The sequence below is a fragment of the Iodobacter sp. CM08 genome (assembly GCF_033446605.1).
Taxonomy (GTDB): Bacteria; Pseudomonadota; Gammaproteobacteria; order Burkholderiales; family Chitinibacteraceae; genus Iodobacter.
The window spans coordinates 42,012-58,782 of the sequence record NZ_JAWQUO010000028.1 but is presented as its reverse complement, the minus strand read 5'-3'; the positions used below and the strand labels follow the sequence as shown (position 1 = coordinate 58,782).

The window sequence follows — 16,771 nt, the reverse complement described above, 5'->3', positions numbered from 1 at the left end:
GCCCCTTTTGCATCTGGATTGGGTTGATTGCCATGACGACCACTCCACAAAAGAACGTTCGTTCACCTTAGGCCTTTTAGGTGGTTTGAGCAAGGAGGTTGAGCAAGAGACATAATCAGGAAAGCTGATGCAACAGCGCTGGCAGAAATCAGGCGCTGCTCTAGCGGGCTATGGCCCTGCTCAAGGCTTGCTAGAGTTACGCAGCGCGATCAGTGGCTATCTGGCGCAAGCACGCGGGGTGGATTGCCATCCTGAGCAGATTTTGATTTTAAATAGCTCGCAGCAAGCCTTGCAAATGCTGGCCCAGCTCTTGATTGATCCACAAGATAGAGTTTGGTTAGAAGAGCCCGCTTATTTAGGCGCCAGAAACGCGATGTTGGCGGCAGGTGCAGAGATTGTGCCGGTGCCGGTTGACGCTGAAGGATTGAATCCCTCCGCCGACTTAAGCCCGCCCAAGCTGATCTACACCACGCCATCGCATCAATATCCACTAGGGATCGCCATGAGTTTAGCCCGCCGCATGGCGCTGCTCGCCCAAGCCGAGCAGCACGGCGCATGGATTATTGAGGATGATTACGACAGCGAGTTTTACTACGATCAGCGGCCACTCCCTGCGTTACACGGACTCGATAAAACAGGCAGAACGCTATATGTCGGTACTTTTAGTAAAGTACTATTTCCCTCACTGCGTTTGGCTTATCTAGTGCTCCCCAGCGAGTTGATGCCTGCTTTTATCGCCGCCAGAACGGCTTTTGATGGGCATAGCCCACAATTTATGCAGGCGGTAACCGCCGATTTTATCGCTCAAGGCCATTTTGCCGCTCACCTGCGCCAAATGCGTACGCTGTACCGTAGCCGCCGCGATTTATTATTAGAGAGTTTAAAACCACTATCCGATGTGCTTTCCCCTATCAACACGGGGGCTGGATTGCAGTTTTCTGTATGCCTAGATGCAGGCTTAGAGCAAGCATGGACTAGCGCAGGAAGTGCAGCAGGCTTAGCCCTCAGGCCACTTTCGGCTTTTTATCTGGCCAAGCCCAAAATTGAAGGCTGGCTGCTGGGCTATGCAGCGCTAAGCAACACCCAAATACGCAGCGCCAGCCAAACCTTGATAAATAGTTTTTATGCAATGCAGCGCTAAGCCCTAAAAACTACGTACCGGCCGTCCACCCTCGCCCATATTGCTAGGCGTAATCGGCAAATGGGCACAAGAACCACTGTTACACCACAGCAAAAAATCTTGGGCGGGCATGGGCGCGGCAATTAAATAACCCTGAGCCTCATCGCAGCCCATCACAGCCAAAGCCTGCCATACGGCCTCCGTTTCTACCCCTTCGGCAATCACCGATAAGCCCAGAATATGCCCAAGCTCGATAATTGATCGCACAATTGAGACATTCTCAAAGCGCTCATTCATCGACATCACAAAACTCTGGTCTATTTTTAATTCATGCACCGGCATTTTAGCTAAATAGGCAAATGAGGAATAACCAGTACCAAAATCATCAATCGATAGCTTCACCCCCATACTGCGTAGATGCTCTAAATTGCGCAGCACCTCACGTGGGTTTCTCATTACGCCGGTCTCGGTAATTTCAAGGCACAAGCTCTCTGGATCAACTTGGCAAAGTGCTAATTCTTTTTCTAAAAAAGTAACAAAACTGGCATCCTCTACATCGCTCACGCCCACATTGACTGAAATGCAAAGAAGCAAACCCTGCTCGCTCCATTGTGCCGCCTGCATTAATACATCATGCACCACCCATTCAGTAATTAAGCGCAATTTACCGGTTTGCTCGGCAAAAGGAATAAATACAGCAGGGGAAATGAATCCCCGCACGGGATGTTGCCAGCGCACCAAAGCCTCTGCCTCACACACCGTGCCATCAATCATTTTAACTTTAGGCTGGTAATACACGCGTAAATGCCCTTCTGCCAATGCTTCACGCAAATCCCCCATTAAAGTAAGTTGATTGCGTGAATAAGCCTCTTGCTCTGCATCGTAAAAAGCAAACGAGCGCCGTGCCAACTTGGCATTACATAGTGCAATCTCTGCATTACGTAATAAAACTTCTGCGCTTAAACCATGGGCGGGATAAATAGCCACCCCAGATGTAGCGCTAATATCTAAGCGCTGCCCATCAATAAACATAGGCTCAGAAAAATAAGTATCAACCTGCGCTAATACCTTATTTAAATCATCATCATTAATTCGCTCAAGCATTAATGAAAAAATATTACCACCCAATCGTGCTACCTTAACCACTGGGCGATTAAAACCTTTTAAACGATCGGCAATACAGCGTAAAGCCATATCGCCTTCTTGATAGCCTAGGTGCTCATTAATATAATGAAAATTATTAATATTTAAGATTAATAAAGCACTCATTCCAGATTCAGGATGTAAATTCTCGGCAATAAAATGTAAAAAACCAACTCTATTAACAAGACCAGTTAATGAATCAACAAACGCAAGTTCACGCAACTCCTTATCCCGCAAAGAAACGATATCGCCCAGCGCATTAAACGCATGGGCTAGACTACCTAACTCATCGCTTCTGCCTGCTTGAACGCGTACCCCAAAATCACCCGCCGCCATTCTGCGCACGGCCCTAGAGAAAGTTGTTAACGGGGCAGAGAAATGATGCGCCACAAACATACACACCACAGATGACACCACAAAGAGCAGCATCCCCAACCACAGCGCCCGCCACCTAGCCTGATTGATCAAGTGCTCGATAAGCTGATCGTCAATATCTGCGCCCACTAAGTAGTAAGAGCCGTCAGCTTGTTTAATGGGTTGCAAAAAGGAGTGAAACTTACCATAAGCATCATTCAGCGTACCCTTACGCGCCTTGCCATCCAGCAAAGCCGCCATCACCAAGCCATCATCGTCTTGATACTTGCCTTGATAATGTCCATAGCGACCTGCAGCAAGCTCTACAGCAGGTGCACTATCGAGCACATAGCTGACGAGGCCATCCTTTAAGCGAAAAGCATAGAGATAGTGAATCCCTGCAATCTGGCAATACTGATTTAACCGCGCGGCAAGGCTGAGGTATTCGGCAGAGGAAACCGCTCCCGCCATCGCACGGGGAAGGTAATCAGCCGGTAGTAGCATCGGGAAGGTATGCACCGCAACCGCCAAACGACTGTCAGCATCGCGGCGCACCTCTGCACTCATTACCCACTGAATCAGGAATGTAAACACGAGCATCAGCAGCAAATTTAACGCCAACAGCACAAGTAAAATTTTTACTCGTGCTGTGTTAATCCGTCTAAACCGACGCTGAAAGAAATGAAAGACCCTCTGGAGTGACATTTTTTAATCCTAGTCATCCCAAATTGATAGCAGTCAGACGCATACAAGGCAAACCCATTCTTTTACCCAAGAAGCCATGCATCTCTTGTAATACTTTGCTCGGCAGACACTGCCTTTAGTTTCAAGCCGCAGGTATTCTCCGCAGCATGCTGCAAACGCACATTAAAGCGCATTAATTCATCACGGCGAAAAGCCAAGATATCCAGCTCGCCACTGATCGGCTGACTAACAAGCTGCGCCTCTAAATTGCCACTGGTCACACGCAAGCCATTTATTGCAATCAATAAATCACCTGCAGACAACCCTGCAGCTTGCGCCGCGCCGCCATCTAAAACATGGCTCAACTTTACAAAACTACCGTCGCTACTGCTGCGTATGCCTAGGCTATTACTTGGTGGTAACGCTTTATCTAGCCACCCCCCCTTATCACTTGTGCCTACAGCCGCGCGCATTTGCCAATCCACACCAAACTCGGCTAATAAAGCTTGCAGTGGCAGCTCTTGCGTGGAGCGCAGCGCCAAATCAAAAAAGCTTTGCAAATCAAGGCCGGTAACCTCGCTGGCTAAACGCTCCCAATCTGCCTCTGCTACGCCCAAACCTGTCGCGGCAAAGTCTTTACCGTAACGCAGCCACAGCGCGCGCATCACGTCGTCTAAGGATTTTTGCCCTGCACTTTGCTGGCGAATCAATAAATCGAGGCAAAGGGCCACCAAAGCCCCCTTGGTGTAATAACTCACCAAGCTATTTGGGCTATTTTCATCTTGGCGATAAAACTTGACCCATGTATCTAAACTAGAATCCTCTAAGCTTTGCTTAGTGCGGCCATTACCCCGTTCTACTCCCGTAATTGTTTGTGCTAATAAATCTAAGTAATCCTGCTGACTAATTAAGCCCGTGCGCAGCAGAGTTAAATCATCGTAATACGAGGTAATCCCTTCAAATGCCCACAATAAACGCGTGTAATTTTCTTGGCTTAAATCATAGGGGGCATAAGCCGCAGGTTTAATTCTTTTCACATTCCAGCTATGAAAATACTCATGACTGCAAAGGCCTAAGAATTGGCGATAACCGGCTTTGATTTGTGTTTCATGCGCTAAAGGTAAATCATCCCGATTACACATTAATGCCGTGGATGATCGATGCTCTAATCCACCATAACCATCGCCAAGCGCCATCGTCATAAACAGGTAGCGATCAAATGGTGCTGGCTCGCCAAAAAACTTAATTTGATATTCGCAAATTTGTTTTAAATCGCTTTTTAGCCGTTTTAAATCGGTATTATGCCGGCCAGCAATCACGATATCGTGAGGGATGCCACATGCTTTAAAGCTGATCTGGCTAAACTCCCCCATTTCAACAGGATGATCAATAAGCTCATCATAATTAGCCGCTTGATAACGGCCAAATTGACCTGCTTTAGCGTCATCCCTAGTTAAAGTTGTAGCGATTTTCCACTGCTTATATGCCTTACCCTCGGGTGCCGCTATTTCAACGTAGCAGGGATTGCTTTCTTGGCCTTTTACGGCCAAAAACACACTGGTGCCATTAAAAAAACCACGGCTTTGATCTAAATAAGCACCACGTACCGATAAATCCCAGGCGTAAACACTGTAATGAATTTCTAATGGCCCTTTAACACTGGCGGCCTGCCACGTGTGTTTATCACACTTATCTAGCATTACCGGCTTGCCAGCTGATTCGGCACGGATCTCAACAATATTGCGAGAAAATTCACGAATTAAATAACTACCCGGAATCCACGTAGGCAGCCACAAGCGCTGGCCATTTTTATCTGGTTTATTAATTGTAATAGAAACGTGAAAAAGATGGGCGTGCAAAGACGCAGGGACAATTTTATATAGAATGTTCATTATTATTCTTTAAAAAAAATATCTAGAAAAGTCTGCTTACTAAGCGTTTAGAAAGAAATGTCATTTACAGGTAGATGTGTTTATCTAAAATACAGTGTAAAAATGGCTAAAAGTATAGCCTTATTTAGTAAAACATGGCTTTACTTTCTAAAATATTAGTAATCAAATTAATTTTTATGCAAGCCAATTTGGTTACGCCCCGCCCCCTTAGCCTGATAAAGCGCCTGATCTGCGGCATCAATCAATTGCTGAGCATCCATATTTGGCTTTAATGCGGCCACACCCGCACTAAATGTAACGTTAAATTGAATCTCTCCGGATGATTGAGTTAACTCAGCAAAACGCATACGCCACTCATCTAGCTTTTGAGCTGCTCGAATTAAGCTTGTTTCAACAAAAAAAACGGCAAATTCTTCACCGCCATAGCGCCCCACGGAGCCATCACCATTAATAGATTGACGCAATAATCGCGCTAAGCTCTTAATCACTTGATCACCAATTCCATGACCATAAGAATCATTAATTTTTTTGAAAGAATCAATATCAATCATAGCAAAAGAGAGCGAAAGCGATTCTCTTTTTGCCCGAATAACTTCACGCTCAAGTAATTCAATAATATTAGTATGATTTAGCAAGGCAGTTAGGCTATCACAAGTCATCCACCGCCGTAATGAGCGATAGCGAGCACAGGTAATCGTAACCGAGGCAACCAGCTCTTCTCTAGGCATGCTTTTAACCCAGAAATCATCCCCTCCCATGCTACGAGCCATAAGCTGTTTATTACGATTGGTTTCTGTAGATAAAAAAACAATCGGAATACTATCAAATTGAGTGTATTGGCGAATCACTTTGGCAATTTCATTACCCGAGCATTGCGGCATATACACATCCATCAACACAATATCGGGAACAAACCGCTCTAATAATAAAAATACTTCTAAAGGATTTTTTAAAAGCTGGACTTGCATGCCCGCTTGGCCAAGCGCATCTGCATTAAATTTTCCCATTGCCTCTGAATCATCAACAATTAACACTCGATAAGGAGTATTACGTGAGCGCTCTAACAAGACATCTAGCCTATCAATGAGTTTTTGAATATCTAAAGGAAAATAAATAAAATCTGTAATACCATTATTCATGAGCTCTATTTGTTGAGATATATTCAAAGTAGAGGTTAGATATAAAATAGGCCCACGCGACAATTTGACCATAAATGGCAAAATTTGCTCCGTCGAGCAATCCTCTAAGCCCGCTTCTCCCAACAAAACAGCAAAGGGCGGCGTGGTATGCATGGCGGCCAAAAATGGGCTTTGCTTTAAAAAAACATGGCATTCAAAGCCAAAAAATGTAAGCTGTTTAGCTAATTCAGCACCTCCTTGTGCTTGCCTAGCAGAAACATACACGATAGGCTTTATTGATTTTTCAGTCATTTTCAATCCAGTTTCATACTCAATTAAGCTTAAAATACCGCCATTTTTTATTCAGTACAGCTAAATTTATCTACTCCTTATAAAATAGCTGAAAACACTCAGCCACGTTTATGTATGTTTCATCAATATTAGGTTTCCCCATTATTTTTACGCTCAAACTCATGTAATTGTCGCCGCCATTTTTTACTTGGCCGGCCCTCCCCGCTAGGATGATCGAACCGAGGAGCTAATTGCCGCGCTTCACGCTCATGCTCTCTTTTTTGTTGGCTTGCCAAGCTTTCTGCGTAGAGTAGGCGTGCAGCAGTTGCAGGGCCTCGCTGCTCAGAAACACCGAGTACTGTTACTTCAAACGCTCCTTGCTCAGTATGAATACGCAGTAGATCCCCTAATTTTACCGTTCGAGCGGGTTTAATTCGCTCTTTATTTAGATGCACATGCCCCGCATCAATCGCGGCACTGGCCAAAGAGCGTGTTTTAAAAAACCGTGCCGCCCACAGCCATTTATCGATCCGCACAGCTTTTACATTGTCCATTTTACGCTCCAGAAACAAAAACACCCCGCATGGCGGGGTGTTCTATTGCAATCATTCAAGCAAAGCTTAGTGCGTTTTTGCTTTAAAATGACGACGACGATCTGTTTCATTTAAGTAACGCTTACGGATACGGATGCTGGTTGGTGTAATTTCAACCAATTCATCATCATCAATAAACTCAACTGCTGATTCCAGCGTCATTTTGATCGCTGTTGTCAAACGAACGGCTTCATCAGTACCAGATGCGCGAACGTTGGTCAGTTGCTTACCCTTAACTGGGTTAACCACCAAATCGTTATCACGAGTGTGAATACCGATAACCATACCTTCGTACAGTTTGTCGCCTGGGGCTACAAACATACGACCGCGGTCTTCCAGCTTCCACAGTGCGTAGGCAACTGCTTCGCCGTTTTCTTGTGAAACCAATACGCCGTTATGGCGACCTGGCATATCAGCCTTAGCTGGAGCGTAGTCGTCAAATACGTGACCGATCAAGCCAGTGCCACGAGTCATAGTCATGAAATCGCCTTGGAACCCAATCAAACCACGTGCTGGAATATGGTATTCCAGACGAGTACGGCCTTGGCCGTCAGATTCCATATTGGTCAGCTCACCACGGCGGCGACCAATTTCTTCCATCACGCCACCTTGATGTTCATCTTCAAGATCGATAGATAGGTTTTCGTATGGCTCGCACTTCACGCCATTGATTTCTTTGTAAACAACACGTGGTTTAGCCACGGCCATTTCAAAGCCTTCACGGCGCATGTTTTCTAGCAGAATAGTCAGATGTAATTCACCACGGCCTGAAACGCGGAAAATATCAGCGTCTTCAGTGTCTTCTACACGCAGAGCCACATTGATCAGCAATTCCTTAGTCAGGCGATCACGGATCTGACGGCTAGTAACAAACTTACCTTCTGTACCGGCTAATGGTGAAGTGTTCACCATAAAGTCCATAGTCAGCGTTGGCTCATCGATGGTTAACATCGGTACGCCTACTGGCAAGTCTTTATCACAGATGGTTACACCGATACCGATCTCATCTAAACCAGAAATAATAACGATGTCGCCAGCTTGTGCTTCTTCAACCGCTACGCGTTCCAGACCTTGGAAACCCAGCACTTGATTGATACGGCCTTGGCCAACTTGATCATCGTGGTTCATGACTACAACGGCTTGACCTGGCTTGATACGGCCATTCAAGACGCGACCTACCCCAAGACGACCGGTGTAAGTAGAGTAATCCAGTGCAGAAATTTGTAACTGCAACGGTGCATCTGGATCGCCAACTGGGGCTTGAACATGAGTCAGTACAGTATCAAGCAATGGACGCATGGTATCGGACTCAGCTTCAAGTTCGAGCTTAGCGTAGCCATTTAGCGCAGATGCGTAAATAACTGGGAAATCAAGCTGTTCATCAGTTGCGCCGAGCTTGTCGAATAAATCGAAAGTTTGGTCTACAACCCAATCCGGACGCGCACCAGGGCGGTCGATTTTGTTAATCACAACAATAGGTTTCAGACCCAAAGCCAAGGCTTTTTTGGTCACGAAACGGGTTTGTGGCATTGGGCCATCAACCGCATCAACCAGCAGCAATACACCATCAACCATGCCCAACACGCGCTCTACTTCACCACCGAAATCGGCGTGACCTGGAGTGTCTACGATGTTGATATGGTAGCCTTCGTATTGAAGGGAGGTGTTTTTAGCCAAAATAGTGATACCGCGCTCTTTTTCGATATCATTACTGTCCATCACGCGTTCTGTAACCTGTTGGTTATCGCGGAATGTGCCGGACTGGCGGAGGAGTTTGTCAACGAGGGTAGTCTTACCGTGGTCAACGTGGGCAATAATTGCAATATTACGAATGGCGCGGGTTGTCATTGTCTGGGCTGCAGATTTGTAAAAAAGTGCGCGATTGTACCACGCGAAGTGCCACGTGCTACTAAGTTCCTTCGCCTTAGGAAATAATTCTTAAAAATCAGTCGATTACTGGTCGCCCCAAACCGGTAATCGACTGCCATTATTTAAATTAAGCAGTAGCGGTAGTTCTTGCTAGCTCAAACACCCATCCCGCTTGACTGGATGAGCGGGTATCCGCAATGGGTGTATTGCTGCTGGCGTGATAGCTATAAACCAAAGAATATTTGGTATGTGCAGTGCGATTACGGCTTGCTGCATGAAAAGTGCGAGCATCAAACAGCACCACATCGCCTGCTGCCAAAGAAGGAAACTGCGCCTGAGCCACCCAAGATGCCGCTTTAGGGTGATCGGCCATTAGAAATTCATTTTTATCATAAGCATCGCTAGGAAAATCAACCTGATGTGATCCTGGCACAAAACCCAAGCCACCGTTTTCTGTGGTTTCATCACCCAAAGCCAGCCATGCAGAAACTAATTCTGGGCGACTAAAGCACCAGTAGCGTACATCGCGGTGCCAGCGCGTATCACTACTAAAGCTGGGCTGCTTACTCATTAAACTATTGTGATGCACTTGGGTAAGGGTGATCTGTGGCGTATCCAACAAGCTACTTATAATAGTGAGTAGTTCTAAATCACCTGCCCACTCTGCAAATATTGGATCTCGCCCTGCCATGTTTCTTAAACGCCGGATCGTGCCACCACCTATATCTGCAGTAGAAGTGGGGGCTCCTGGGTAACCCAGCTCGGCTTCCAGCTCAAAAGGAGGAATACGCTGAGCGACGGCATCCATCGCCACCTTGCGAATTTGATTGACTCGCTCCAGAGCAACAAAGCCACGCAAAACGACAATGCCATCCGCTTTGAAGCGCGTAGATAGCGAGGCTAAATCAATGGGCAGGCAAAATTGGGCAAGCAAGACCGTTACTCCGGCAGATAAAGTCAAATTGTAACAGTCCCTATTTCACCACGTCTTGCCTTAGCCGCGCATTTCATACCTTGGAAATCCCTTACAAGCTCAGCCCTTTTGGTCAAGGTCTTTTTCTAAAACAGATCTTACATCCTGCAATTTGCTTTATTTATAAGCATCTCAGCCGCCAGCCAGCCGTTATCAATATGCTGTTTACGCCAAAATAACGCCCAAATTATTCCCTATATTTATCCCCCTCCAAAGCGAGGATAGAAACTTGCACCCACTTCAGCCACCATCAATCTGTACTCTCTTTTCCCAGTTTAAGGTGTAGCTAGCCAAGCCGCCATGCAAAAGGCATGATTAAAAGCTCGCCCCTTACCGAGCCTAGCCCATGAATAAATCTTTCTCCCTTTCTTTATTGGCCGCTGGCTTTATCACCGTTTTGGTTGGCTATACCAGTTCGGCAGCGATTGTATTTCAGGCCGCAAGTAGTGCAGGAGCTACGGCTGGACAGCTAGCTTCTTGGATGTGGGCCTTAGGGCTGGGCATGGGTTTAAGTTGTATTGGCTTATCGCTACGCTATAAAGATCCCGTTGTCACCGCTTGGTCTACCCCAGGCGCGGCATTACTGGCTGGCAGCTTGGCAGGCGTACCCATGGGGGAAGCCATTGCCGCGTTTATGTTTTGCGCCGCCCTGATTACGCTCTGCGGCATCACCGGCTGGTTTGAACGCATCATGGGGCGGATTCCATTGCCCATTGCAGCAGCCATGCTCGCTGGTGTTTTAGCAAGGTTTGGCATCAATATTTTTACGGAGATGCAAGGCCAGTTTGTGCTCGTCTTCAGCATGTTTACCGCCTATTTAATCTGCAAAAGACTTTGGCCCCGTTATGCCATCATGCTGGTATTGGCGCTTGGAATAGGGATTGCATCCACTCAGGATCTATTGCATCTACAAGGGCTTAAGCTGGCTTTAGCCAAGCCAGAATGGATGATGCCCATTTTTAATTGGCAAACCATGCTTAGCGTCGGCATTCCGCTGTTTGTGGTGACGATGGCCTCGCAAAATATGGCGGGTGTAGCGGTGATTCGCGCCAATGGCTACAACACACCGGTTTCCCCACTACTAACATGGACAGGGCTAACGACTCTGCTGCTTGCACCGTTTGGCTGCTTCTCGCTTAATTTGGCGGCCATTACCGCAGCAATTTGTATGGGCAAAGAAGCGCATGAAGACCCAGCCCAGCGCTATAAAGCCAGTATTGCAGCAGGGTGTTTTTATTTATTACTTGGGCTATTTGGCGCCACGATTGGGGCGCTATTTACAGCCTTTCCTAAAGCTCTTGTATTGGCGATTGCAGGCCTTGCCCTGCTTGGCACCATTGCCAATAGTTTAAACGTGGCAATGAGCCATGAAAAATTTCGTGAACCGGCCATCATCACTTTTTTAGTCACCCTATCTGGTGTTTCCTTAATGGGAATTGGCCCCGCATTTTGGGGGCTGATTGCTGGGGCCATCGCCAGCATGATTTTATCTGCCTAAGCCGACAGCCACCTTGCTAGGCTGTTTTACACCTCAAAAATCAGCTTTATCTAGATCTACTAAGCTCATTTCAAACCCGTAAAACAATACCCAGGGGAATTTCCTTACAAAAATAAACACTGTTTAAAATGGGATTCATTCCACAAATGAGCTACGACGTATGTAAGCCAAATCAAACACGTGTTTGATTGGCTAAACAAGGAGCGCCACACCGCTCCATACGTTTTATAAAAAGCCATGAGGAATTTGGAATGAAATTTTTTCTGAAATGCTTTGTATTATTTATATCCTTAGCCGCCCCAGTCATGGCAACAGGCTACACACAGACCCGCTACCCAATTGTTTTAGTCCATGGCCTCTTTGGTTTTGATCAAGTACTAGGTGTTGATTACTTTTATAAAGTGCCGCAAGCCCTACAGGCAGATGGCGCAAAAGTCTACGTTGCACAAGTTTCTGCCACCAATTCTAGCGAGCTAAGGGGGGAACAGTTATTGGCGCAGGTAAAGCAAATTTTAGCCATTACAGGAGCCAGCAAAGTCAATCTCATCGGTCATAGCCATGGTGGCCCTACAACTCGCTATGTGGCATCGGTGCGGCCCGATCTAATTGCATCAGTAACCAATATTGCGGGGGTCAATAAAGGCTCTACCGTAGCAGATGTGGTTAGAAAAGTAGCTGCACCAGGCTCAGTCAATGAAAGCGTTGCCGTGCTCATTGCCGATGGGCTAGCAAAACTGATTGGCCTTGCATCACAGGATGGCAATTTGCCACAAAGCTCAAATGCAGCTCTCGATTCGCTGACCACAGCAGGCGCGGCCAAATTCAATGCTAAATTTCCCGAAGGCCTACCAGCAGGCAGCTGCAATGAAGGTGCCTATCAAGTCAATGGCGTGCGCTATTACTCTTGGAGCGGCGCCAGCCCACTCACCAATCTTTTTGATATCAGCGATGCCGCGATGGGGTTAACTTCATTGGCATTTAAAGAAAAAAACGATGGCTTGGTTTCATCCTGCTCTAGCCATTTAGGCCAAGTGCTTCGTGATGATTACCGCATGAATCACTTAGATGAGGTGAATCAATTTGTTGGGATTGTTAGCTTATTTGAAACCAATCCCGTTAGTGTATTTAGGCAGCACGCAAATCGTTTAAAGAACGCAGGTTTGTAATGCTGCGTTGGATTTTTGCGGCGATGGCGGCCACCGTATTTTTGGTGGCTGCTGCGGCTTGGTCACTCAAGCCAGCACCGGCAGCCGCTCCGGTCGCAGCCATCCAAGCAAAGCCCACCTTTGCTCCCTCATTATTTGGCACTTTACCCGATGGCGATATAGAGCCCGCTAAGGGGGAGCTACAACTTAACCAAGCCTTGCTGCGCCGTTTTGATTATTACTTGGCCACCGTTGGTGAGCGCTCCCTCTCCGACATCATGGCGCAAATCGGCCAAGATTTAGACCGTGAACTCAAACCCGTTGCCGCCAAAGAAGCCAAACGAATCTTGGCGCAATATATTCAATTTAAACGCGCTTTAAGCGAGCTCGCCAACAACCCAGCCATCGCCGGACAAAGCATTGCCACCATGCGTTTACGGCTTGCTGCCATCCAAAATACCCGCAGCCGATTTTTTAATCGAGCGGAAATCAGTGCTTTATTTGCCAGCGATGATCAACAAGACGAGCTGCTTTTGGATCGCTTAGTGATTAATCAAGATACCCAACTCAATGCCACGCAAAAAGCGCAAAAACAAGCCGCGCTTGATGCAAAATTAAGCCCCGCTGAGCAACAAGCACGCGCGGGCCTGATAGCGCATTTAAGCTTGGCCGCGAATGTTCAATCCGCAAGATCACAAGGCGCAACAGCAAACCAACTGCATGCACTCAGAAGCGCTAGCGTGGGGGAGCAGGCGGCAGATCGGCTAGCCGCCTTAGACCAAGAAGAAAACCAGTGGCAGGCCAAAATTGATCGCTATCTGATTGCTAAAGCCAATGCCATCCATGCTTTGCCAAATACCGAGCAAAACACCGCCATCCAAAAGCTACGTGATGCCAACTTTAGCCCACTAGAGCAAAAGCGCTTAGGCGCATTTGAATAAAACGACCACATGGCGGCTTAGGCTAAGAAGCGTAAGCCGCCACAAATCACGTCTCTGCAATACCTGTTAATTGCGCTTCAATGGATTGGTGTGGCAGGGCAAGGTATTGCTCAGATTGCATCTCGGTTAAACGGCTAGCGGTGCGAAAAAACTCACTCGCCTGCACACCTTCTTGGTACAGCGAGTCCACGGCTACTTCAGCTGAGATAATCAACTTAACGCGGTGGTCATAAAACACATCCACCAGCCAAGTAAACCGCCTTGCCTCAGCAGCCTGATGACCCGCCAACTTTGGGATATCCGACACCATCACCGTATGATAGCTATGTGCAATTTGCAAATAATCTGCTTGCCCGCGTGCATCACCGCAAATTGCAAAAAAATCAAACCACACCACTCCTGCCGCCACCCGTTTGGCCTTAATGGTGCGCCCTTCTATTTTAAGCTGCGGCGCACCGTCTTTACTGGTGGCCATGGCCGAAAACAGACTATCTAGCTCGCCAACGCTCTCTGCCGTATTAGGCGTGAGATAGGTTCTAGCTTGGGTAAGAGTACGCATGCGGTAATCATTTCCCCCATCCAAATTAAACACATCTAGCGTGTTATTGAGCAGGGCAATAGTTGGCAAAAAATTACTGCGCTGCAAACCATTGGGGTACAAGCCATCAGGCGGGTAATTAGAAGTGGTGACCAGCACCACGCCGCGCTTAAATAAATGCTCCATCAGCCGCCCCAAAATCATCGCGTCGGCAATATCTGAGACATGAAACTCATCAAAACACAGCACACGCACTGATTTAGCAATTTTTGTCGCGACAGCTGCTAAAGGGTCTGTCTCACCTTTTAACTGACGCAACTCATGATGAACTTCTTGCATAAACTGATGAAAGTGCAGCCGTTTCTTACGCTTATAAGGCAGAGCAGCATAAAACGCATCCATCAAAAAACTTTTGCCCCGCCCCACGCCACCCCAAAAATACAAGCCGCGTGGTAAATCTGGCTGCGGCAGCAAAGACTTACCAAACAAGCGGCTACGCTTGGTTTTAAAGAAGATCAATTGATGATAAAGCGCATCTAGGCGATCAATCGCCTCGGCCTGAGCAGGATCTGGAATAAAGTTTGGGCTGGTGCTAAGGCCAGCATACCAAGCCTTAGGGCTAGTTCCTTGCGTTGGCGGGGCAATAACGTGTAGAGACATTACTAAAGCCTTTCGAGTAACAAGCCTCAATTATAAAGCCAGCAAGCACTTTCCCCTATTTTTATAAGTCCCAAACTTGCATTTCTTTCCCTCTCTAAAAAGCCCTCCCAGCTCCAAGCAAGACACAAAAACCTACTTCAGCCGCCGAGCAGGAAAAAATGACAATCGCAAGCACGCTTGTACCATTTACACCTTACAACTTCCTATAACGGCAATAGCTACTAGCAAAGCTTTCGTTAATGACGATAAGTGTGCAATTGCGCTTATTGATGACGTTAAGCTCAACATATTAGTTAAAGGATTTTCTCATGCATAACATCAGTGTTAGAGGCAAACTATTTATTGGTTTTGCCGCAGTTTTAGTTCTGCTGGCCATCATGGCAATCCTAAGTTTAAAAAGCATGGGGCAAATCGATGATGCTATGCGCGACCTAATAGAAGATCGCTACCCCAAAATTGCGCTATCCAACGATTTAATGAATTTATCTCTCGACAACGGCAGACAAGTACGCAATATAGCGCTCTCACCAGATAAAGAAGATGACGATAAAGCACTCAGCAAGCTGAATGAAAACCGCAAAAAAACAGTTGAAAAACTACAAGATTTAGATAAAAGAATTACCACACCTAAGGGGCGCGAGCTATTTGAAAAACTGAGTCAGGCAGAAAAAATTTTAGCTACTAAACTTGATGAATTTCAAAAAACAGCGAATGACTCCACTCAAGCTTGGGCATTTATAAAAACCCAAGTGGCACCTAATAACAATACTTATATTAAAGCACTCGATGAAATGGCAATTTTTCAAGAAGGTTTAATGCAAAAGGGTAAAGAAGCGGCTTATGCTAGCTATGCCTCTGCCCAATCAGTTTTGATTAGCGCCAGCATAATTGCCATCGCATTGGGTTTGTTTATGGCATTTTATATTGCGAATCTCATTACCAAACCACTGACACAAGTTGCAGAAGTGGCTAAAGAAATTGCTAATGGTGATCTTTCTTATAATTGGCAAAACATTACCATTTACAATGATGAAATTGGCACATTACAAAACGACATCAAAAAAATGCATGGCAACCTGCGTGCGATTATTCAAATGATGATGGATAACTCGCACGCGGTTTCATCTGCGGCCAAAGAATTAGCCTCAGCATCACAACAAGTATCAGTAAGCACAGATCAACAAACCGCATCCGCCAGCTCAATGGCCGCTGCGGTGGAACAAATGAGCACCAGCATGGATCAAGTCGCCTCCAACACCGAAGACGTAAGCAGCCAAGCCTCTGAAGCAGGAGCCTTAGCCCAATCAGGCAGTAACGATGTGCAATCAGCCGCCAAAGAAATGGAAGAAATCGCTAAAGATGTTGGCAATGCCTCTGAAAAAATTGAAGGGCTAGGTAAGCAAATTGAAGAAATAGGCAGCATTGTTGTAGTGATTCGTGAAGTAGCCGATCAAACAAATTTATTAGCCCTCAATGCCGCAATTGAAGCTGCCAGAGCCGGCGAACAAGGCCGAGGCTTTGCCGTAGTCGCGGATGAAGTCAGAAAACTAGCCGAGCGCACCACCTCATCCGCAGCGCAAATTACCGCGATGGTCAGTGCCATTCAGCAAGGCGCGCACGATGCAATCGGCAGCATGCAAAATGGGCATAAGCGCGTAGGGGATGGTTTAACCCTTACCAATCAAGCCAGAGAGAGCATTCTTAAAATTGATAACAGCAGCCATGACGTGATTAGCTCGGTCACAAACATCACCGATCAAATGCAAGAACAGCGCACTGCCGCACGCGATTTAGCCTTAAATGTTGAAAAAATATCCCAAATGACCGAAGAAAACGCGGTTGCAGTGCGCAGCATGGCCTCATCCATTGTTGGGCTGGATGATATGGCTAAGCAGCTCAGCACATCAGTTACGCGATTCCGCCTAAGCTAAGCAGCAGCAAGGGGCGCAACA

General features: G+C 46.6%; 12 protein-coding genes. 5 read left to right on the top strand and 7 right to left on the bottom strand.

All coding sequences use genetic code 11. The annotated features are described in order from the left end of the window. Nucleotides 1-127: 127 nt before the first annotated feature. Complete coding sequence (locus R6242_RS15755; protein ID WP_318428550.1) at nt 128-1,141, top strand: PLP-dependent aminotransferase family protein; 1,014 nt, start codon at nt 128-130, stop codon at nt 1,139-1,141. 3 nt (nt 1,142-1,144) lie between these two features. On the opposite strand, the gene R6242_RS15750 is transcribed toward R6242_RS15755, so the two are convergent. The 6 genes from R6242_RS15750 to R6242_RS15725 form a co-directional block, all read right to left on the bottom strand. Continuing rightward, on the bottom strand, nt 1,145-3,217 hold the full coding sequence (locus R6242_RS15750; protein ID WP_318428552.1) for a putative bifunctional diguanylate cyclase/phosphodiesterase: 2,073 nt from the start codon (nt 3,215-3,217) through the stop codon (nt 1,145-1,147). A 167-nt stretch (nt 3,218-3,384) separates the two neighbouring features. Then, on the bottom strand, nt 3,385-5,193 hold the full coding sequence (locus tag R6242_RS15745; protein ID WP_318428548.1) for a M61 family metallopeptidase: 1,809 nt from the start codon (nt 5,191-5,193) through the stop codon (nt 3,385-3,387). 167 nt (nt 5,194-5,360) lie between these two features. Continuing rightward, on the bottom strand, nt 5,361-6,623 hold the full coding sequence (locus R6242_RS15740) for a diguanylate cyclase (protein ID WP_318428546.1): 1,263 nt from the start codon (nt 6,621-6,623) through the stop codon (nt 5,361-5,363). A gap of 128 nt (nt 6,624-6,751) precedes the next feature. Next, entirely contained in the window at nt 6,752-7,156 is a 405-nt protein-coding gene (locus tag R6242_RS15735) for an RNA-binding S4 domain-containing protein (RefSeq protein ID WP_293935958.1), read from the bottom strand. Nucleotides 7,157-7,222: 66 nt separating this feature from the next. Further along, nucleotides 7,223-9,043, bottom strand: a complete 1,821-nt coding sequence (gene typA, locus R6242_RS15730) for a translational GTPase TypA (RefSeq protein ID WP_293935959.1) — start codon at nt 9,041-9,043, stop codon at nt 7,223-7,225. Between the two features lie 148 nt (nt 9,044-9,191). Continuing rightward, nucleotides 9,192-10,025: a phytanoyl-CoA dioxygenase family protein gene (locus R6242_RS15725; RefSeq protein ID WP_318428543.1), complete on the bottom strand. Its 834-nt coding sequence runs from the start codon at nt 10,023-10,025 to the stop codon at nt 9,192-9,194. Nucleotides 10,026-10,383: 358 nt separating this feature from the next. On the opposite strand from R6242_RS15725, the gene R6242_RS15720 reads away from it, so the two are divergent. The 3 genes from R6242_RS15720 (at nt 10,384) to R6242_RS15710 (ending at nt 13,621) form a co-directional block, all read left to right on the top strand. Beyond that, entirely contained in the window at nt 10,384-11,535 is a 1,152-nt protein-coding gene (locus R6242_RS15720; RefSeq protein WP_318428541.1) for a benzoate/H(+) symporter BenE family transporter, read from the top strand. Nucleotides 11,536-11,786: 251 nt separating this feature from the next. Then, nucleotides 11,787-12,701 carry a triacylglycerol lipase gene (locus R6242_RS15715; protein WP_318428539.1) on the top strand — a complete coding sequence of 305 codons (915 nt, stop codon included), beginning with the start codon at nt 11,787-11,789 and terminating at the stop codon, nt 12,699-12,701. Continuing rightward, nucleotides 12,701-13,621: a lipase secretion chaperone gene (locus R6242_RS15710; protein WP_318428536.1), complete on the top strand. Its 921-nt coding sequence runs from the start codon at nt 12,701-12,703 to the stop codon at nt 13,619-13,621. Before R6242_RS15715 ends, R6242_RS15710 begins: the two co-directional genes overlap by 1 nt. 46 nt (nt 13,622-13,667) lie before the next feature. On the opposite strand, the gene zapE is transcribed toward R6242_RS15710, so the two are convergent. Beyond that, nucleotides 13,668-14,819 (bottom strand): cell division protein ZapE, encoded by a 1,152-nt coding sequence (zapE, locus tag R6242_RS15705; protein ID WP_318428528.1) that lies wholly within the window; start codon nt 14,817-14,819, stop codon nt 13,668-13,670. A 308-nt stretch (nt 14,820-15,127) separates the two neighbouring features. On the opposite strand from zapE, the gene R6242_RS15700 reads away from it, so the two are divergent. Then, the gene (locus tag R6242_RS15700; protein ID WP_318428526.1) at nt 15,128-16,750 is read left to right on the top strand and encodes a methyl-accepting chemotaxis protein; all 1,623 of its coding nucleotides are present in this window, start codon (nt 15,128-15,130) and stop codon (nt 16,748-16,750) included. The last annotated feature ends 21 nt before the right edge of the window (nt 16,751-16,771 follow it).